This is a genomic window from Halorubrum salsamenti (assembly GCF_007671685.1).
Classification (GTDB): domain Archaea; phylum Halobacteriota; class Halobacteria; order Halobacteriales; family Haloferacaceae; genus Halorubrum; species Halorubrum salsamenti.
The window spans coordinates 326,116-343,504 of sequence record NZ_VCNL01000003.1; the positions used below are offsets into that span (position 1 = coordinate 326,116).

General features: G+C 71.0%; 17 protein-coding genes and 1 tRNA gene. 10 read left to right on the forward strand and 8 right to left on the reverse strand.

The window, feature by feature from the left end:
- The first annotated feature begins 94 nt into the window (after positions 1–94).
- Both FGL94_RS10655 and FGL94_RS10660 read left to right on the forward strand, forming a co-directional pair.
- The gene (locus FGL94_RS10655; protein ID WP_144924631.1) at positions 95–1,231 is read left to right on the forward strand and encodes a M24 family metallopeptidase; all 1,137 of its coding nucleotides are present in this window, start codon (positions 95–97) and stop codon (positions 1,229–1,231) included.
- 243 nt (positions 1,232–1,474) lie between these two features.
- Positions 1,475–1,771 (forward strand): DUF5789 family protein, encoded by a 297-nt coding sequence (locus FGL94_RS10660; RefSeq protein WP_144924634.1) that lies wholly within the window; start codon positions 1,475–1,477, stop codon positions 1,769–1,771.
- A gap of 264 nt (positions 1,772–2,035) precedes the next feature.
- Here FGL94_RS10660 and FGL94_RS10665 read toward each other — a convergent pair whose 3' ends face one another.
- Both FGL94_RS10665 and FGL94_RS10670 read right to left on the reverse strand, forming a co-directional pair.
- Positions 2,036–3,247 (reverse strand): cation:proton antiporter, encoded by a 1,212-nt coding sequence (locus FGL94_RS10665; protein ID WP_144925052.1) that lies wholly within the window; start codon positions 3,245–3,247, stop codon positions 2,036–2,038.
- Positions 3,248–3,325: 78 nt separating this feature from the next.
- The gene (locus FGL94_RS10670) at positions 3,326–3,805 is read right to left on the reverse strand and encodes a cation:proton antiporter regulatory subunit (protein WP_144924637.1); all 480 of its coding nucleotides are present in this window, start codon (positions 3,803–3,805) and stop codon (positions 3,326–3,328) included.
- 140 nt (positions 3,806–3,945) lie between these two features.
- On the opposite strand from FGL94_RS10670, the gene FGL94_RS10675 reads away from it, so the two are divergent.
- The 3 genes from FGL94_RS10675 to FGL94_RS10685 all read left to right on the forward strand — a co-directional run bounded on the left by FGL94_RS10675 (position 3,946) and on the right by FGL94_RS10685 (position 6,590).
- Complete coding sequence (locus FGL94_RS10675) at positions 3,946–4,254, forward strand: DUF7562 family protein (RefSeq protein WP_144924640.1); 309 nt, start codon at positions 3,946–3,948, stop codon at positions 4,252–4,254.
- A 46-nt stretch (positions 4,255–4,300) separates the two neighbouring features.
- A complete protein-coding gene (locus FGL94_RS10680; protein WP_144924643.1) occupies positions 4,301–5,197 on the forward strand; it encodes a hypothetical protein in 897 nt (298 codons plus the stop codon).
- A 91-nt stretch (positions 5,198–5,288) separates the two neighbouring features.
- Positions 5,289–6,590: a ribonuclease catalytic domain-containing protein gene (locus tag FGL94_RS10685; protein ID WP_144924646.1), complete on the forward strand. Its 1,302-nt coding sequence runs from the start codon at positions 5,289–5,291 to the stop codon at positions 6,588–6,590.
- A gap of 59 nt (positions 6,591–6,649) precedes the next feature.
- On the opposite strand, the gene FGL94_RS18815 is transcribed toward FGL94_RS10685, so the two are convergent.
- Entirely contained in the window at positions 6,650–6,778 is a 129-nt protein-coding gene (locus FGL94_RS18815; protein ID WP_004049095.1) for a hypothetical protein, read from the reverse strand.
- A 300-nt stretch (positions 6,779–7,078) separates the two neighbouring features.
- Positions 7,079–7,150: transfer RNA gene (locus FGL94_RS10690), tRNA-Ala, on the reverse strand.
- A gap of 265 nt (positions 7,151–7,415) precedes the next feature.
- On the opposite strand from FGL94_RS10690, the gene FGL94_RS10695 reads away from it, so the two are divergent.
- From FGL94_RS10695 to FGL94_RS10705, 3 genes are all read left to right on the forward strand, one after another.
- The gene (locus FGL94_RS10695) at positions 7,416–8,168 is read left to right on the forward strand and encodes a DUF120 domain-containing protein (protein ID WP_144924649.1); all 753 of its coding nucleotides are present in this window, start codon (positions 7,416–7,418) and stop codon (positions 8,166–8,168) included.
- Entirely contained in the window at positions 8,168–8,893 is a 726-nt protein-coding gene (ribB, locus tag FGL94_RS10700; protein ID WP_144924652.1) for a 3,4-dihydroxy-2-butanone-4-phosphate synthase, read from the forward strand. Before FGL94_RS10695 ends, ribB begins: the two co-directional genes overlap by 1 nt.
- 252 nt (positions 8,894–9,145) lie before the next feature.
- Entirely contained in the window at positions 9,146–10,075 is a 930-nt protein-coding gene (locus FGL94_RS10705; protein ID WP_144924655.1) for a branched-chain amino acid transaminase, read from the forward strand.
- A gap of 22 nt (positions 10,076–10,097) precedes the next feature.
- Here the strand turns inward: FGL94_RS10705 and FGL94_RS10710 are convergent, their stop codons facing one another.
- Both FGL94_RS10710 and FGL94_RS10715 read right to left on the reverse strand, forming a co-directional pair.
- The gene (locus tag FGL94_RS10710; RefSeq protein ID WP_144924659.1) at positions 10,098–10,808 is read right to left on the reverse strand and encodes a DUF502 domain-containing protein; all 711 of its coding nucleotides are present in this window, start codon (positions 10,806–10,808) and stop codon (positions 10,098–10,100) included.
- Between the two features lie 89 nt (positions 10,809–10,897).
- The gene (locus tag FGL94_RS10715; RefSeq protein ID WP_144924662.1) at positions 10,898–11,737 is read right to left on the reverse strand and encodes a proline dehydrogenase family protein; all 840 of its coding nucleotides are present in this window, start codon (positions 11,735–11,737) and stop codon (positions 10,898–10,900) included.
- Positions 11,738–11,895: 158 nt separating this feature from the next.
- Between FGL94_RS10715 and FGL94_RS10720 the strand changes: the two genes are divergently transcribed.
- Both FGL94_RS10720 and FGL94_RS10725 read left to right on the forward strand, forming a co-directional pair.
- On the forward strand, positions 11,896–12,438 hold the full coding sequence (locus tag FGL94_RS10720; protein WP_144924665.1) for a CDP-2,3-bis-(O-geranylgeranyl)-sn-glycerol synthase: 543 nt from the start codon (positions 11,896–11,898) through the stop codon (positions 12,436–12,438).
- A gap of 101 nt (positions 12,439–12,539) precedes the next feature.
- Positions 12,540–13,553: an aldo/keto reductase gene (locus FGL94_RS10725; protein WP_144924668.1), complete on the forward strand. Its 1,014-nt coding sequence runs from the start codon at positions 12,540–12,542 to the stop codon at positions 13,551–13,553.
- A 9-nt stretch (positions 13,554–13,562) separates the two neighbouring features.
- On the opposite strand, the gene FGL94_RS10730 is transcribed toward FGL94_RS10725, so the two are convergent.
- A complete protein-coding gene (locus FGL94_RS10730) occupies positions 13,563–15,272 on the reverse strand; it encodes a hydantoinase B/oxoprolinase family protein (protein WP_144924671.1) in 1,710 nt (569 codons plus the stop codon).
- Positions 15,269–17,386 (reverse strand): hydantoinase/oxoprolinase family protein, encoded by a 2,118-nt coding sequence (locus FGL94_RS10735; protein WP_144924674.1) that lies wholly within the window; start codon positions 17,384–17,386, stop codon positions 15,269–15,271. Before FGL94_RS10735 ends, FGL94_RS10730 begins: the two co-directional genes overlap by 4 nt.
- Positions 17,387–17,389: the final 3 nt, after the last annotated feature.

The window sequence follows — 17,389 nt, forward strand, 5'->3', positions numbered from 1 at the left end:
CGCGCCATGCGAACGCTCCGCATATCGTTATGCGCCGCTTGCGGCCCGCTCAACGCATCCCTACTTATAAGCGATCGGCGGTCCGAGCCCGACCGTGACCGAAGGCGTCCACGCGGAACGGCGCGAGCGCGCGGCGGCGCGGCTCCGGGAGACCGGCGCCGACGGGCTCGTCTGTTTCCCCGGTCGGAACCTCCAGTACCTCACCGGCTTCGCCGAGGAGCCGGGCGAGCGACACCTCCTGCTCGTCGTGCCGGCGGGCGACCGTCCCACGGGCGGGGCCACCGCCGCCGAACCGACCCTCCTCGTGCCGTCCCTCTACGAGACCCAGGTCAGGGAGGAGACCACGGTCGACGCGGTGCGGACGTGGGCCGACGGCGACGACCCGACCGCGGCCGTCCGGGACCTCCTCGGCGACCTCGGGCTCCGCGGGGGGCGGCTCCTCGTCGACGACACGATGTGGGCGACGTTCACGCAGGACCTCCGGGCCGCCGCGCCCGACGCGGAGTGGGGGCTCGCGAGCGAGGCGCTCGCCGACCTCCGCGTCCGGAAGGACGAGGCCGAGCTGGACGCGATGCGCGCGGCCGCGGCGGCCGCCGACGAGACGGTCCGGGACCTCCGTGACCTCGGCGCCGACGCGGTCGGGACGACCGAACGCGACCTCGCCGACTGGATCGCCGACCGGCTGGCCGCCCACGGCGGAGAGGGCGTCTCCTTCGAGACGATCGTCGGGTCGGGCCCGAACGGGGCGAAGCCCCACCACGGGCACGGCGACCGCGAGGTCCGGGCGGGCGAGCCGGTCGTGCTCGACTTCGGCACCCGGGTCGACGGCTATCCCTCGGACCAGACGCGGACGCTCGTCTTCGACGGCGAGCCGCCGGCCGAGTACGAGCGCGTCCACGAGACGGTCCGGGCGGCGCAGACGGCCGCGGTCGAGGCGGTCGGACCCGGCGTCGCCGCCGAGGCGGTCGACCGGGCCGCCCGCGAGGTCGTCGAGGACGCCGGGTACGGCGAGGCGTTCGTCCACCGCACCGGTCACGGGGTCGGGCTCGACGTCCACGAGGAGCCGTATATCGTGGCCGGCAACGACCGGGCGCTGGAGCCGGGGATGGCCTTCTCGGTGGAGCCGGGGATCTACCTCGACGGGCGGTTCGGCTGTCGGATCGAGGACCTCGTCGTCGTCACCGAAGACGGGTGCCAGCGGCTGAACGACACCGACCGCGGCTGGCGATGAAGACGAACCTCCTCGAAAAATCGACGCGGGAACCCCACGCGCCGGTCCGGCACGCGGTCGCGGGAGTCGTGTGCGCGATCCCAACCCGAGATTTGCTGTCGGAGCGTATAGTCGTAACACCGGATTATTTCGGGTGCACCGGTCGCTTCGCACGAGGCGCCCCCCGTGGGACGGCACCGGTTCGGCCCGACGCCACCGATTCGCATCGAAACCATTAGTGTCGCCGGTGCGAAAGCGCGGGGCATGAGCGACAACGACGAGGCCGAGGCGGAGGAGGCGGAGGAGCCGGCCGTCGAGCTGGGCGAGGGGCCGGACGTGGCGGGCGAGCCGATCGCCCGCGTCGCGTCCCGGCTCACGTGGCCCGCGAAGCGCAGCGACCTGCGCGCCCAGGAGGGCGACGCGACGATCCGCACCCCGGAGGGCCCCCGCGACCTCGACGACGTGCTCGCTGAGTCGGAGGTCCCGCTGTTCGAGAGCCGGAGCGAGTTCGTGACCGAGGTCGAGGAGGTCGTCGGACGCGGCCCGGTCGCGACCGAGTAACGGCCCGGTTCTCGCTCCCGTCGGTTCGGTTTCGTTCCTCTCTCCTCCGTTTCCGTTCCTCTCTCCTCCGTTCCCCTCGCTGCCGTCGCGAGCCCGTTGTCCGGACGACGCGGGCCGCGACCGCTACGACGTCCTCGGCGCCTGCACCCCGAGACGGCGACACCGCAAGGGGCGTTAGCGACTGAGTGAGGAGCGAAGCGAGTCGCGCGAGTCGTCGACGGCCGGGGCTTTGGAAGTGTCCGCCGTCGATCTGCTGGCAGCGGTTTATAAGCGATCGGCCCCGCCATCGCCCGTGTCTCGATCCAGCCACGAGGTCGCGATCGACTCGAACGGCCCGGAGTACTGCATCAGCGTCGTCCCGAGGATCGCCATCACGAGCACGTAGCCGACCGCGAACGCGTTGATCGTCGCCGCGAGCGCCGGATCGAACGCGCCGGCCTCGCCCGCGGTCACCGCGATCGTCGCGATGATCAGCGAGAACTCCCCGCGGGTGGTCATCCCGAGCGCGACCCGCGTCGACCGACGGGCGTCCAGGTCGAACGCGCGCCCGGCGAGGAAGCCGGTGACGATCTTCGTCGGGGTCGTCACGACCACCGCGAGCGCGACCAGCGCCGCCACCCCGCCGAACAGCAGCGGGTCGGTGACGAGCCCGATCCAGAAGAAGAACACCGCCGCGAACGTGTCGCGGACGGGTTCGAGCAGCGCCTCGATCTCGTGGGCGTACTCCGTCGAGGCGAACGCCATCCCGACGAAGAAGGCCGCGACCGCCTCGCTGACGCCGAGCGCGAGCGCCCCGCCCGCGACTAACACCACGGCCGCGATCGAACGGAGCGCGACGAACTCCCGGTTGTCGGTCTCGACGAGCTTGGCGAACGCGGGCGTGCCGAACCAGACGAGGGCCAGGAGCCCGAGGATGAACCCGATCGCGATCGCGATGTCGACGGCGGCCGCGCCGGCGTCGCCGCCGCCGAGCGCGATCGCGGACGCGACCGCGAGATACACCGCGATGAACAGGTCCTCGTAGACGAGGGTTCCGAGCATCGGCTCCGCCTCGTCGTTGGCGATCCAGCCGAGGTCGATGAGCGACTTCGTGATCACCGCCGACGAGGAGATGTACACGATACCGGCGATCAGGAACGCCGGCAGGAACGCGCCGAAGACGAGCCAGCCGAGGACGAACCCGACTCCGAAGTTCGCCAGGTCGATCGTCCCCGCCGTTCCGATCTGGCGCCGCCGCGCGATCAGGCGGTCGATGTTGAACTCCAACCCGAGGAAAAACAGGAGGAAGACGATTCCGAGCTCCGCGCCGATCGCGATGAACTCCGACTCGGCGATGTACGCGGTCCCGAGCACCGGCAGCGCGACCCGGCCGAGCACGAACTCGCCGAGCGCCATCCCGATCACGATGTAGAAGGGGATCACCGACTGGCCGAGCCGGTCCGCGAGCGCGCCGACGCCCGCGATCGCCGCGAACATGATCCCCAGTTCGAGGAGGGCCTCAGCCACCGACGCTCACCTCGCCGCCGGTCGAGGAACTCACGCCATGTCGGCCGCTCATCCGGTGAGGATCTCTTCGAACGCCTCGCAGTTCTCCGGCGTCCCGACCCCGATCAGCGTGTCGCCCTCGCGGAGGGTGGTCTCGGCGCCCGGGCTGTCGATCACCTCCTCGCCGCGCTGGATCGCGACGACCGCGAGGCCGGTCCGGTTCCCGATGTCGGCGCTCTCGAGCGTCTCGCCGACGAGTGGGGACCCCGGAGGGAGCTCGTACCACTCGAGGAGGATCCCGCCCGGAAGCGTCGTCTCTTGAGTGTCGGGCTCGACCGGCTGGAAGTACGCCCCCTCGATGATCGACCCGATCTTCCGGGCGAGGTCGTCGCCGAACTCGAACACCTTCTCGGAGTCGGCGTCCGAGTCGGGTCGACGGAACACCTCGCGTTTCCCGGTGTTGTGGATGACGACGACCATCTCGCCGTCGCCGAGTTCGATCTCGAACTTCTTCCCGACGCCCGGGAGGTCGGATTCCGTGATCGGCATACCGGAGGCAAACGCGGCCACGCTAATAGTTGTGTAGTTCGATCCCGGATCGATCGCGTTCGGGCGGACCCGCAAATCTCCGTCCGACGGGCGTCTGCCGCGCACCAAACGCTAAGTACGCACGGTCCGAGGGGTCGGACATGTGGCGCTCCCGGAAAAGCCGGGACCGGCGGACGGTGATCTGCATCGCGTGCGGCGACTCCGTGCTGCGCGAGGACGCGCGCGAGTACGACAAGGAGGGAGACCGCTGGAACCGGCGCGACAAGGAGTTCGAGTACCTCTGTACCGACTGCGACGACGAGATCTGCCACCAGCCGCGGGACGGGCTCGAATCGCTGATCCTCTCGATCGAGTCGGACGGGCTCTCCCGCGAGGAGTTCCTCGACCGCTACGCCGACGCGGTCGACGACGCCGGCGGATCGCCTGAGCGATCCGAACGCGACCGGTAACGCGACCGACACGCCTTCCTCACCGCGTTCGAAACCCGAGTGACGCATGCCCCTCCGCTCGACGCCCGCCGTCCATCCGGCTCCGCTCCAGACCGCGATCGATCCCCTCCCGACGCTGATCGGCGTCGCCGCGCTGCTCGTCGGCCTCGCGTTCCTCGTCCACGGCGGGCGAGGCTCCCTCGACGCGCTCCGCGTCGCCCGCGCGACCGCGACCGATCCCCGATCGCTGCAGGCCGGCGATCGCCGGGTCCGGATCACCGGACGCGCCGAGATCGCGCCGGACGCTCACGGGGAATCCGGTGGCTGGGGAGACGGCGGGGAGGAGGGCGGTGACGCGGAGAACGACGACCCCGAGACCCTCCCCGCCCCGTTCACCGACGAGCACTGTCTCTGTTGCACCTACGACGTGTCGGAGTACCGCAGCCAGGGGAAGGGCCGGTCGTGGGTGTCGATCGACTCCGGCGAGGCCGGGGTCCCGTTCCGCGTCGTCGCCGACGGCGTCGGCGTCCGCGTCGACCCCGCGGCCGCCGACTTCGCGTTCGGCGTCGACGAGGACGTCGAGGTCGCGGCCGACGAGACGCCGCCCGAGCGCGTCCGCCGGTTCACGGACGCGGTGGAGTCCGTCGACGAGTCGGAGACCGGGTGGACGCTCGGCCCGCTCACCGTCGGCAACGACCCCGAGCGCCGATACCGCCAGCGGGTCCTCCGCCCCGGTGACGACGTGACGGTCGTCGGCGACGCGACCGCCTTCCCGGGCGCACCGGTCGGCGAGGTGAAAGCGCGGATCGACGGCGGCTCCCCGTTCGTCGTCGGCGACGCGGGCGCGCGCCGGACCGCGCTCCGGCTGGTGGGGCGGTCGGCGGTACCGGTCGTCCTCGGGCTCGTCTCCCTGACGGTCGCGGCGCTCGCGCTCTCGCCGGTCCTCGGTGTGGTCGGCGGGTGAGCGATCGACCGAACGAGAGACGGCGCGGTCCGCACTGACGTCGTCTCCCCTCCCCGACAGGCCTTTCTAACGGACACGCGTTGGTCACCGTATGTCAGACGACGAGCCGAAACCGGGGTCCGCGGAGGACCAGGGTCCCGTGACGATCACGCCGGAGCTCGCCGACCGCCTCGCCGAGAAGCGGGAGGAGCTGTTCGAGGAGTTCGAGATCCGCGACGAGTTCCCGAGCGAGGTCCTCCGCGAGGCCGAGGCCCGGACCGAGGACGTGTACGAGGAGATCGAGGCCGAGATCGACGAGCGGGAGGACCTCCGCGACCTGACGACGTGGACCACCGACCCGGTCGACGCGCAGGACTTCGACGACGCCATCTCGATCGAACGGGAGGAGGGCGCCTACCGGCTGTGGGTCCACATCGCCGACGTGACCCACTACGTCACCCCCGACACCGCGATGTGGGAGGAGGCGGTCGAGCGGGCCAACACCGTCTACCTGCCCGACTACACGATCCACATGCTTCCCCCGGTGCTCGCGGAGACCGTCTGCTCGCTCGTCCCGAACGAGGACCGGCTCGCGCACACCGTCGAGATGGAGATCGACGACGAGACGCTCTCGTTCGAGGACATCGAGATTTATAAGTCCGTCATCAACTCCGACGAGCGGCTCACCTACAACGAGTGCGAGGAGCGGCTGGAGGACCCCTCCCTGCCCCTCGGCGAGGAGAACGCGCTCGCGTTCGAACTCGCCGACCGCATGCACGAACAGCGCAAGGAGGACGGCTCGCTCGTGTTGAATCCCCGGCGAGACCGCGCCCACACCATCATCGAGGAGTCGATGCTGAAGGCGAACAAGGCGGTGACGCACACGCTGATGTGGGACCGCGGCGTCGAGGCGATGTACCGCGTCCACCCGCAGCCGACCCCCGACCAGTGGAACGAGGCGTTAAAAGAGATCCAGGAGCTCGACTCCGTCTCCATCCCCGGCGACGCGTGGGGCGACGACCCGCGGAAGGCCGTCAACGCCGCCTTGGAGGAGTCGCCCGGTCGCCAGCTCAACAAGATCCAGCGGGCCGTGCTGAAGGTGATGCCCCGCGCGAAGTACATGAACGACCCGTTCGGCGGCCACCACGCGCTCAACTTCGACATCTACGGCCACTTCACCTCGCCCATCCGCCGGCTCTCGGACACGATCAACCACTGGATCGTCCACGAGAACGACGTGCCGGAGAACCTCATCGAGCTGTGCGACCACGCCAGCGACAAGCAGAAGGACGGGGAGACCGCGGAGCGCCTTTATAAGCAGTTCCTGCAGGAGGTCGGACTCGATCCCCACGCCGTCAACAACCGCGGCGTCGAAGTCGTCGAGGACCCGGAGGAAGCGAAGCATACCGCCTGAAGGGCGGCGATTTCCGATTACCCCTCATCGTTCCCCTCTCGCTTTCGACCTCTCGTCGGCTACGTCGACGCCGTGTACAGCAGCAGCCCGACGGCGACGAGCGAGACGAGCAGGATCCACCCGACCATGATAATCCCCATCTGACGGTGCGTGAGGTTCTGGCCCTCAAGGATCTCGGAGATGCCCATACGTCGCCAAACTGACTCGGAGTATATAAGCGGTCTGGGTCGGGAGACGGCGTCCCTTCTCACGGCTGAACACCTCGCCTTTCCTTCGCCAGACGCGGGGGGATGAAGCGGCCGCCTCTGTCACTCGGATCGGTGATCGACTTGGTCTCCTCCGCTCCGGAGTGAGACGGAATAGGCGGCTCCCCTCCTTGTCGACTGGGTACCTTCGCAAAAGTCGCCTATGGACTCGCGGGGGTCCCGTGAGTGAAACGAACGGGACCAAGCGAGGGAGCCACTGAACGTACGAAGTGAGTGAAGAAGTGGACTCGCGGGGATTTGAACCCCGGGCCTCTTCCTTGCGAAGGAAGCGATCTGCCGCTGATCTACGAGCCCGCACCCGGAACCAATCGCCGTTCGTATTTGTACCTTACCTTTCGGCGACCCGCACGCGGGTAGTTCTCACTCTTGTGCAGGCGCGACGGCGTCACAGCTCGCGACGATGACCACCGATACCGACGGGATTAGGTACGGGGCCCCACGACGGTTACGTGACTTCGGGGGTGTCGTACCCGCGGTTCCCACTCGCAACCCGATTAACGTTTCTGGGACGCATCTCACTTCCGTTACCCTTTTGCGTGCGGACGACCCAGATCCGCGTATGGCAGAAGCGACGTCGACGGCGGACCCCGACCCGGCCGCGATCGCGGCCCTGAAACACGTCGGGCTCGTCGGCGGCCTGACCGAGACGAAGGTGTCGTGTGCGGCCCTCGGCGACCGGCTCGACGCCTCGACGCAGACCGCCTCTCGGCGACTCCAGACGCTCGAATCAGCGGGGTACATCGAACGCGACGTGGTCGGCGACGGGCAGTGGGTTCGCGTCACCGACGCGGGCGAGGCGGCTCTCCGCGCCGAGTACGCCGACTACCGCCGGCTGTTCGAGACCGACGTGGATCTCGTGCTCCGCGGCGCGGTCACCGGGGGCATGGGCGAGGGACGCCACTACATCACCCTGCCCGGCTACGCCGATCAGTTCCGATCCCGGCTGGGCTACGAGCCGTTCCCGGGCACGCTCAACGTCGATCTCTCGGAGGAGAGCGTCCGCCGGCGCGGCGAGATGGCCGGCATCGACGCGGTTCCGATCGACGCGTGGGAGGGAGAGGACCGCACCTACGGCGCGGCCTCGTGTTACGGCGTCACGCTCGTCGCCGGCGACGAGCGCTACGAGGAGGTCCACGCGATCGTGCCGGACCGGACCCATCACGACGACGACCAGCTCGAACTGATCGCCCCCGAGCGGCTCCGCGACGCGCTCGACCTCGACGACGGCGACGCGGTCGAGGTCCGCGTGGCCGCCACGAGCCGGGCGGACACGCCCGACAACGAGGCGGAGATGGAGACGGAGGTCGCCTGATGCGCGCCGACGCCGACACCGAGGTCGAGGCCGATGCCGCCGGATCCGCACCGGACGCTGAGGTCGATCCGGTCGGACGCGCGCTTGAGGCGTTCCGCGCGGGAGACCCGGTCTGCGTCCACGACTTCGCGGACCGCGAGGGCGAGACGGACATCGTCTACCCGGCCGGCGCCGTCGACGAGGCGGCCGTCGCGCACATGCGCAACGACGCGGGCGGACTGATCTGCGTCGCGGTCGGGGACCCCGTCGCGGACGCGTTCGGGCTCCCGTTCCTCGCGGACGCGCTCGATCACCCCGCGGTCGACGACGACCCCGAGTACGACGACCGCTCCTCCTTCTCGCTGCCCGTGAACCACCGCGAGACGTTCACCGGGATCACCGACGAGGACCGCGCTCGAACCATCGTCGAGCTGGCGGCGTCCGCCGCCGCGGTCGACGCCGACCCCGCGGGGTACGGCCCGGAGGACTTCGCCGCAGAGTTCCGCGCGCCCGGCCACGTCCACGTGCTGCGGGGCGCCCGCGACGGGCTGCGCGGGCGGACCGGCCACACGGAGCTCGGGCTCGCGATGGCCGAGGCGGTCGGCGCCGCCCCCGCCGCCGTGGTCTGCGAGATGCTCGACGACGAGACGGGCGCCGCGCTGGCGCCCGCGGACGCCGAGGCGTACGCCCGCCGGCGCGGGATCCCCTACGTCGAGGGGGCCGCGCTCGTCGAGGCGCTCGAGTAACCGGCCGCCGGACCGCCGGCGTGCGCCTCCGAGTGGCCGCCGAGGGCGGCCACGAGTAGTGAGGGACCTCCGGTCCCTCATGTAGCCGGCGCGAAGCGCCGGCGACGAAGCGAGCGGCTTGGCCTTTGGCGGTGGTTACCGTTTCACAGCACCGGGACAGAGGCTCAACCACGCACCGATCCAACGCCGACCGTTCCGGCAGCCGCCGTCCGGTTGTTACAGTTTTAAGCCCGCCGACCGCAACCTCCCTGTATGGGATTCGACGAGATGGACGTCGACACGATCTGGAAGAACGGTGAGTTCCTCGACTGGGAGGACGCGACCACTCACGTTCTGACCCACGCGCTCCACTACGGGAGCGGCGTGTTCGAGGGCGTCCGCTGTTACGACACCGAGCAGGGACCCGCGATCTTCCGCTGGGACGAGCACCTCGACCGGCTGTTCGACTCCGCGAAACTGTACGACCTCGACATCGAACAGTCCCGCGAGGAGATCACCGAGGCGACGCTGGAACTGCTCGACCGGCAGGACCTGGAGTCGTGTTACATCCGGCCGATCGCCTACTACGGGTACGACTCGCTCGGCGTCTCGCCGAAGGACTGCCCGACCGACCTCGTCGTCGCCGCGTGGCCGTGGGGCGCGTACCTCGGCGAGGAGGCGCTCCGGGACGGCGTCGACGTGATGGTCTCCTCGTGGCGGAAGCACGCCTCCTCGCAGGTGCCCACGAACGTCAAGACCACCGGGCTGTACGTCAACTCCATGCTCGCAGGCGAGGAGGCTCGCCGCAACGGCTACGTCGAGGCCATCGTCCTGAACAAGGAGGGGAACGTCGCCGAGGGGCCGGGCGAGAACATCTTCATGGTCAACGACGGCGAGATCTACACCACCGGCCTCGCGCAGTCGATCCTCGAAGGGATCACTCGCGACACCGTCATCGAACTGGCTGAGGAGCGCGGCTACACCGTCCACGACGAGGCCGTCATCTCCCGCGGCCAGCTGTACACCGCCGACGAGCTGTTCTTCACCGGCTCCGCGGCCGAAGTGACCCCGATCCGGTCGGTCGACGACACCGAGATCGGCGCGGGCACCCGCGGCCCGGTCACCGAGGAACTGCAGAGCGCCTTCTTCGATCTGGTGGAGCGCCGGACCGACGCCCACGACGACTGGTTCACCTACTTATAAACCGCGACGCGGTCGTCCTCGATCAGCTCCCGTCGCTGCCCCCGTCCGTGGACGGGCGGTCGGACTCTCCCGGGGTCCCGTCGGTACGGACGCCGCCGACGCCGCCGGGCTTCCCGGAGGCGCCCTCGGGCGGCCGCTCCTCCTCGACGGGGACCTGATGCGCGGACTCGGCAAAGCCGGCCGAGAGGACGCGCGTCATCCCCTCCTCGACGGTCTCGCCGGTCTCCTCGATGCGCTCCGGTTCGACCTCGATGACGAAGCCGGTGGTGATGTTCGGCGCGGTCGGCATGAACAGGACGATCTTCCCGTCCCGGGTCTTCTTCCCGGTGCGGAACGCGGTCATGCGGATCCCCGGCCACGTCTCGATGTACACCGGGCTCTGTAGCTCGTCGGTCCCGGAGACGGCCGTCTCGATCGCGAGCTTCGAGGCGTTGTACACCACGCGCAGCGCCGGGATCCGGTTTATCGCGCCGTCGACGGCCGACTCCGCCAGTCGGCCGAGCGTCGTCCGCATGAAGTAGCCGACGGCGAGGACGACCGTCGCGAACACCGCCAGCGCGATGATCACCCGGGACACCGGCTCCAGCGGAGCGGGAATGACCGCCGGCTGAAGCCCCTCGATCAGCGGGATCGACGCGATGTACCGGTAGATCCACTGGAGGACTAAGAGCAGCACCAACAGGGGGGCCAGCACGATGAGGCCGCTGGCGAAGTCGCGTTTCCACGTGGACATCTATCGAGTCGATGTCTGTCGGCAATCCTTAAAGGGGCTTCTACGTACCGGGGAGCCTCGGCGGGCGCTCGCCGGTCCGCGATCCGCCGTCACCGACCCGCGACCGCTCGCAGCGCGAACGTCAGGTTCTGCTTGCGCTCGCGGACCCGCCGGTAGAAGTACGAGAGCCACTTGGTCCCGTACGGGGCGTACTGGACCACGTCGATCCCCTGCGCGGCGAGGTCGCGCTGGGCCTCGTCGCGGACGCCCATCAGCATCTGGACCTCGTAGTCGGTCCCGTACTCTCGGGCGAGCCGGTCGGCGAGCGCGATCATCGCCGGGTCGTGGCTGCCGACGGCGACCCCCCGATCCCGGTCCTCGAACAGGAAGCGGAGATCGTCGCGATACGCCTCGTTGACCCGGAACTTCTCCTCGTACGCGATCGACTTCGGCTCGTCGTACGCGCCCTTCACGAGTCGGATCTCCCCGGGCACGTCGCTGAGGCGGTCGAGGTCCTCGCGGGTGCGCTTGAGGTTCGACTGGACGCACTGCCCGACGCTCCACGGGTACTCCGCGGCGATCGACTCGAAGGCGTCGAGGGTCGCGTCGGTGGTGTCGGCGTCCTCCATGTCGCACCAGACGAACGCGTCCAGCTCGTGGGCGCGGGCGACGATCTCGCGGTAGTGCTCCTCGAACACCTCGTCGGACACGTCGAGACCGATCTGAGAGGGCTTCACCGAGACGCAGGCGTCGAGCCCGCTGTCGGCGATGTCCGCCAAGAGCGCGAGGTACGCGTCGGTGTCGGCGCGGGCGTCTGCGGGGTCGTCGTAGTGCTCGCCGAGCAGGTTCAGGATGACGGCGACGCCGTCCTCGTTGCGCGCTCGGGCGTGTTCGAGGGCTTCCGGGACGCTCTCGCCCGCCACGAACCGCCGAGCGATCGGAGGGATCATGATTCTTACTCGCGGCGGTAGCGACTTGATTGTTGTCGAGCCGAGCGGTCGCGGGAGCGGCTTCGGAACGCCGGCCACCGACCGCCGGCTGCCGGCCGGCAACTGCGGACCGGAGTCGGATCCGGGATTTATATACCCCAGACGGGCGACGGTCGGGTATGATCGGTTCGCTCGTCGCGACCGCGTTCTGGGCGATGTTGCCCGCCTACGTGCCGAACAACGCCGCGGTGCTCGCGGGGGGCGGCCGCCCCATCGACGGCGGCCGCGAGTGGCGCGGCGCCCGCGTGCTCGGCGACGGGAAGACGTGGCGCGGCACCGCGGTCGGCACCCTGACCGGGGTCGTCCTCGCGCTCGCGCTCAACGCCCTCGCGGACCCGGCGAGCGCCGCGCTCGGCGTCGGCCTCCCGACGTTCGCGCTCCCGGCCGCGTTCGCGCTCGCGTTCGGCGCGATGTGCGGCGACATCGGCGCCTCCTTCCTCAAGCGTCGATCGGGCCGAGAGCGCGGAGCGTCGTTCCCGGGGCTCGACCAGCTCGACTTCGTCGTCGTCGCGCTCGCCGCCGTCTTCGTCGTCGACACCGACTGGGCGCTCTCGGTGTTCACGCCGTCCGTCCTCGCGGTCGTCCTCGTGATGACGCCGATCCTCCACGTCGTCACGAACGTCGGCGCCTACGCGCTCGGGCTGAAGAACGAGCCGTGGTAGGCGCGTCGCCGCCGTCCCGTCACCCGGATCTCCGACACGCGTTCACAGGGTACATCCGCTTGCTGTAGGTTTTTGCGGCGATAGACACAACCGATCGACGGATGACACCCGAACTCGACGAGATCGACCTCGATACGGTCCCGCTCGGCCGAACCGGTCTCCGGACGAGCGAGCTCCAGCTCGGCACGTGGCGGTTCGGCCGCGTGACCGAGGCGGGGAACGTGGAGATCGACGAGGCCCGCGCCCACGAGCTGCTCGACGGGTACGAGGCGGCCGGCGGGCGCTACATCGACACCGCCGACGTGTACGGCGGCGGCGACTGCGAGCGCTGGATCGGCGACTGGCTCGCCGACCGCGACCGCGAGCGCTACACGATCGCGTCGAAGGTGTACTGGCAGGTCCGCGACGGCGACCCGAACAGCCGCGGCACGAACCGCAAGAACGTCCGCCACCGCGTCGACGCCCTGCTCGACCGGCTCGACACCGACTACGTCGACGTCCTCTACATCCACCGCTGGGACGACGAGACGCCGGCCCGCGAGCTGATGAAGACGCTCAACGGGCTCGTCGAGTCCGGCAAGGTCCACTACCTCGGCGCCTCCACGCTCCGCCCGAACGCCTGGAAGGTCGCCCGCGCCAACGAGATCGCCCGCAACGAGGGGTGGGAGCCGTTCACGGTCCTCCAGCCGCGCTACAACCTCGTCGACCGCGAGGTCGAGGGCGACTACCTGGAGTTCGCGCGCCAGCAGAACCTCGGGGTCTCCCCGTGGAGCCCGCTCGGACAGGGCTTCCTGACCGGGAAGTACGACCGCGACGAGGACCTCCCCGAGGAGTCGAAGGCCGCCGAGTCGAGCCGCTTCCAGGAGGCGTACCTCACCGAGGCGAACTTCGACGTGCACGACGAGCTCGACGCCGTCGCCGACGAGGTCGACGCCACGCCCGCACAGACCGCGCTCGCGTGGCTCGCTCATCGCGACGGCGTCACCGCCCCCATCGTCGGCGCGCGCACGACCGACCAGCTCGCGGAGAACCTCGCGGCCGCGCAGATCGACCTGTCCGACGAGCAGGTCGACCGGCTCACGGCCGCGAAGCCCGGCCCGTACGACGGGCTGTAAGGCGCGCCGTCAGTTCCCTTCCGCCGACCGCTCTCTCTCCTCCCCCGACTCCCCCGTCGCTTTCCCGTCCGCGCGGTCCCGCTCTCTCGCCGCCGGACCGCGCTCTGCGGGGTCGCCGTACCCGCCCCCGCCCGGCGTCAGAATCGTCACTGTCGTCCCCGAGTCCACGTCGACCGTCGCCTTCGCGGGGACGGGCTCGCCGTCGATCAGGTTCTCACCGAGCGCGCCCGACTCGCCGCCCTCGCGGCCCGCGGGAGCGTGTCGCCGCCGCTCCGTCAGTAGCGAGACCGTCGCCGCGGTCTCGACGCGGACGCTCCGCTCCAGTCCGAGCCCGCCCCGGTGGCGCCCGTCGCCGCCGCTGTCCGGGCGGAAGGCGTACCGCTCCACCCGGAGCGGGTACGCCGCCTCCAGCGCCTCGACGGGGGTGTTAAGCGTGTTCGTCATCCCGACCTGCACGCCGTCCATCCCGTCGGCGTCGGGGCGCGCGCCGAACCCCCCGCCGATCGTCTCGTAGTAGGTGAACGACGCGGACTCGGTGCTCTCGCCGCGGTCGCCCCCATCCCCGCCCCCGCCCCGATTCCCGATCGTGAGATTGTTCATCGTCCCCTGGCTCCCGGCGGTCACCCGATCGGGAGCCGCCTCGCCGAGCGCCGCGAGCACCACGTCGACCGCGCGTTGGCTCGTCTCGACGTTCCCGCCGACGACCGCCGCCGGCGGCTCGGGATTCAGGATCGACCCCGCGGGCGCCGACACCGACACCGGCTCGTAACAGCCGTGGTTCGGCGGGATCTCCGGGTCGGTCACGCAGCGCACGGCGAAGTAGACCGCGCTCTTCGCCACCGCGAGGGGAGCGTTGCAGTTCCCGTCGACCTGATCGGCGCTCCCCGCGAAGTCGACCGCGAGCGACCCGCCGTCGACGGTCACCGCCGCGCGAATCGGGATGTCGGCGTCGGTGACGCCGTCGCCCTCCAAGACGTCCTCGGCCTCGTAGGTCCCGTCAGGCAGGTCCCGGAGCGCGGCGGTCGTCCGCTCTCGGGAGTAGCCGATCACGGCGTCGAAGGCGGCTTCGAGCCGAGCGCGGCCGTGTTCGTCGGCGAGGTCGCGGAGCCGCTCGCCGGCCCGCTCGTTGGCGGCGATCTGCGCCTCGAAGTCGGCGCGCCGCTCCGCCGGGTTCCGCACGTTCGCGAAGACCAGATCGAAGACGTCGTCGACCCGGTCGCCGCACTCGACGAGTCGGAGCGGCGGGATCCGCAGCCCCTCCTGGTAGATCTCGCGGGCGCCGGCCGGCATGCTCCCGGGGGTCATCCCGCCCACGTCGGCGTGGTGCGCGCGGGAGACGGCGAAGCCGACCACGTCGCCGTCGAGCGCCAGCGACGAGACGAGCGTCACGTCGGGGAGGTGCGTCCCGCCGGTGAACGGGTCGTTGAGGACGAACACGTCGCCGGGGGCGGGGTCCCGATCGCGGACCGCGGCGACCGCCTCCGGCATCGCGCCGAGGTGGACCGGGATGTGCTCCGCCTGCGCGACCATCCGTCCGTCGGCGTCGAAGAGAGCGGTCGAGCAGTCCCGCCGCTCCGTGATGTTCGGCGAGTACGCCCCGCGGATCAGCACCGTCCCCATCTCCTCGGCGACGCCCTCCAACTGGTTGCGGAGGACCTCCAGCGTCACCGGGTCGATTTCGGGGTCCGGGGTCTCCGCCCCGCTCTCGTCGCCGGTCATCGCCCGTCACCTCCCGTCCGTCCCGCGGATCCCTCGTCCCGTTCCAGCACCAGCGTCCCGTCCCGCCGGACGCGACCGCCCCACGCGGGCGGGACGACGGTCGTGCTCTCGGTCCCCGCGAGCACCGCGGGGCCGTCGAGGGTCGCTCCGGGAGCCAGCGCGTCGCGGTCGTAGACGGTCGCCTCGACCGCGCCGGCGTCGGGGAAGACGACCTCGCGAGCCCCTCGTTTCGCGTCGAGCGCGCCCGTCCGCGAGACGGTCGGAGCGTCGACCCCGACCGTCGCCGTGGCCCGGAGCGTGACCGCCTCCACCGTGGCGTCGAGCCGGTAGCCGTAGGCGCGCTCGTGGGCCGCCGCGAAGCGTTCGGCGAGCGCGTCGGGGTCGACCGGGGAACCCGGATCATCCCCTCCACCCCCGGCGTCGACGGTCAGCTCGAAGCTCTGTCCGGCGTACCGGCAATCCGCGGCCAGTTCGATCCGCGCCGCCTCGGGGTCCGAGACGTCGGCGAGAGCGCGGTCGGTGAGCTCCGCGAAGGCGTCGGAAAGCTCCCCACTCGTCGCGCTCCCCAGCGAGAGCCGAACCGTGCGGGCCGCGTCGTGCGTCTCGTCGGCCGCGAGCAGCCCGTAGGCGGACAGCACGCCGGCCGGCCCCGGGACGAGCACGCGCTCCATCCCGAGGCGGTCGGCGAGCGCGGCCGCGTGCATCGGTCCCGCGCCGCCGAAGGCGACGAGGTCGAACGCGCGGGGGTCCCGGCCGCGCTCGACGGTCACCGACCGGATCGCCCGCGCCATCGTCGCGTTGGCGACGCGGTACACCCCCCGCGCGGCGGTGGTGGGAGCATCGAGGCCGTCTTCCCCTTCGATCCCGGCCTCCTCGGCGAGCCGTTCGAGCGCCTCGCGGGCGGCGTCGACGTCGAGCGAGAGGTCGCCGCCGAGCGCCGCGTCCGGGCCGATGTAGCCCAAGAGCACGTCGGCGTCGGTGACGGTCGGAGCGGTCCCGCCCTTCCCGTAGCAGGCCGGCCCCGGCTCCGCGCCGGCGGACTCCGGGCCGACGCGGAGCGCACCGCCGGCGTCGGTCCACGCGACCGACCCGCCGCCCGCGCCGACCGTCTCCACGTCGACGGTCGGGGTGCGAAGGGGAACGCCGGCGATCGTCGTCTCCGCGGCCCGCTCGGCGCGCCCGTCGCGCACGAGGCTCACGTCGCTCGACGTGCCGCCCATGTCGAAGGTGACGGCGGCGGTGCGTTCGCCCGTCTCGTCGCCCTCGGCGGCGCCGCGGAGGGTCGCGCCGCCCGCGACCGCGGCCGCGCCGACGACGCCGGCGGCGGGGCCCGACAGCACCGTCGTCACGGCGCTCTTTCGGACCGTCTCCGCGTCGGCGACGCCCCCGTTCGAGCGCATCACCCGCGGCTCGGGGAGCCCGAGGTCCTCGGCGCCCGCGACGATCCGCCCGAGGTAGTCGTCGAGCTCCGGCGTCAGGTACGCGTCGGCGGCGGTCGTCGCCGTGCGCTCGAACTCGCGGAACTCGGCGAGCACGTCGTGAGAGCCGGAGACCGGAACGTCGAGTTCCTCGCGGAGGACCTCGGCCACCGCGGTTTCGTTCTCCGGGTGCGCGTACGCGTGGAGCAGCGAGACAGCGACGCTCTCGACGTCGCTCTCGGCGATCTCGGCCGCCAGATCTCGGACTTCGTCCGGGTCGACCGCGCGCTCGATCCCCTCGGTCGTCGCGCGCTCCTCGACCTCGAACCGCCGTCGGCGGGGAACGAGCGGGACCGGCTTCGCCGCGCCGAGGTCGTAGAGGGCGGGGCGGGCCTGCCGGCCGATCTCCAGTACGTCCCGGAAACCGGCGGTCGTCACGAGCGCGGTCCGGGCGCCGTCGCGCTCTAAGAGGGCGTTGACGGAGACCGTGGTCGCGTGCGCGAAGGCGTCCACGTCGGTCGGGGCGACCCCGGCCGCGTCGCAGGCCTCGCGGACCCCGCCGAGGACGCCGGCGTGTTGCGGGGTCGTCGTGGGCACCTTCGCGGTCGTGAGATCGCCGTCGGCGACGAGCGCCACGTCGGTGAACGTGCCGCCGACATCGACGCCGAGCCTGACGGTCGGGCTGTCGTCAGCCATCCT

Excerpts from the sequence above, each read along its gene's own strand:
- FGL94_RS10680 (WP_144924643.1), top strand. The coding sequence starts at position 4,301 with ATGCCCCTCCGCTCGACGCCCGCCGTCCATCCGGCTCCGCTCCAGACC.
- FGL94_RS10685 (WP_144924646.1), top strand. The coding sequence starts at position 5,289 with ATGTCAGACGACGAGCCGAAACCGGGGTCCGCGGAGGACCAGGGTCCC.
- FGL94_RS10695 (WP_144924649.1), top strand. The coding sequence starts at position 7,416 with ATGGCAGAAGCGACGTCGACGGCGGACCCCGACCCGGCCGCGATCGCG.
- FGL94_RS10720 (WP_144924665.1), top strand. The coding sequence starts at position 11,896 with ATGATCGGTTCGCTCGTCGCGACCGCGTTCTGGGCGATGTTGCCCGCC.
- FGL94_RS10660 (WP_144924634.1), top strand. The coding sequence starts at position 1,475 with ATGAGCGACAACGACGAGGCCGAGGCGGAGGAGGCGGAGGAGCCGGCC.
- FGL94_RS10715 (WP_144924662.1), bottom strand. The coding sequence starts at position 11,737 with ATGATCCCTCCGATCGCTCGGCGGTTCGTGGCGGGCGAGAGCGTCCCG.
- FGL94_RS10705 (WP_144924655.1), top strand. The coding sequence starts at position 9,146 with ATGGGATTCGACGAGATGGACGTCGACACGATCTGGAAGAACGGTGAG.
- ribB (WP_144924652.1), top strand. The coding sequence starts at position 8,168 with ATGCGCGCCGACGCCGACACCGAGGTCGAGGCCGATGCCGCCGGATCC.
- FGL94_RS10725 (WP_144924668.1), top strand. The coding sequence starts at position 12,540 with ATGACACCCGAACTCGACGAGATCGACCTCGATACGGTCCCGCTCGGC.
- FGL94_RS10665 (WP_144925052.1), bottom strand. The coding sequence starts at position 3,247 with ATGTTCGCGGCGATCGCGGGCGTCGGCGCGCTCGCGGACCGGCTCGGC.
- FGL94_RS10710 (WP_144924659.1), bottom strand. The coding sequence starts at position 10,808 with ATGTCCACGTGGAAACGCGACTTCGCCAGCGGCCTCATCGTGCTGGCC.
- FGL94_RS18815 (WP_004049095.1), bottom strand. The coding sequence starts at position 6,778 with ATGGGCATCTCCGAGATCCTTGAGGGCCAGAACCTCACGCACCGTCAG.
- FGL94_RS10735 (WP_144924674.1), bottom strand. The coding sequence starts at position 17,386 with ATGGCTGACGACAGCCCGACCGTCAGGCTCGGCGTCGATGTCGGCGGC.
- FGL94_RS10730 (WP_144924671.1), bottom strand. The coding sequence starts at position 15,272 with ATGACCGGCGACGAGAGCGGGGCGGAGACCCCGGACCCCGAAATCGAC.
- FGL94_RS10675 (WP_144924640.1), top strand. The coding sequence starts at position 3,946 with ATGTGGCGCTCCCGGAAAAGCCGGGACCGGCGGACGGTGATCTGCATC.
- FGL94_RS10670 (WP_144924637.1), bottom strand. The coding sequence starts at position 3,805 with ATGCCGATCACGGAATCCGACCTCCCGGGCGTCGGGAAGAAGTTCGAG.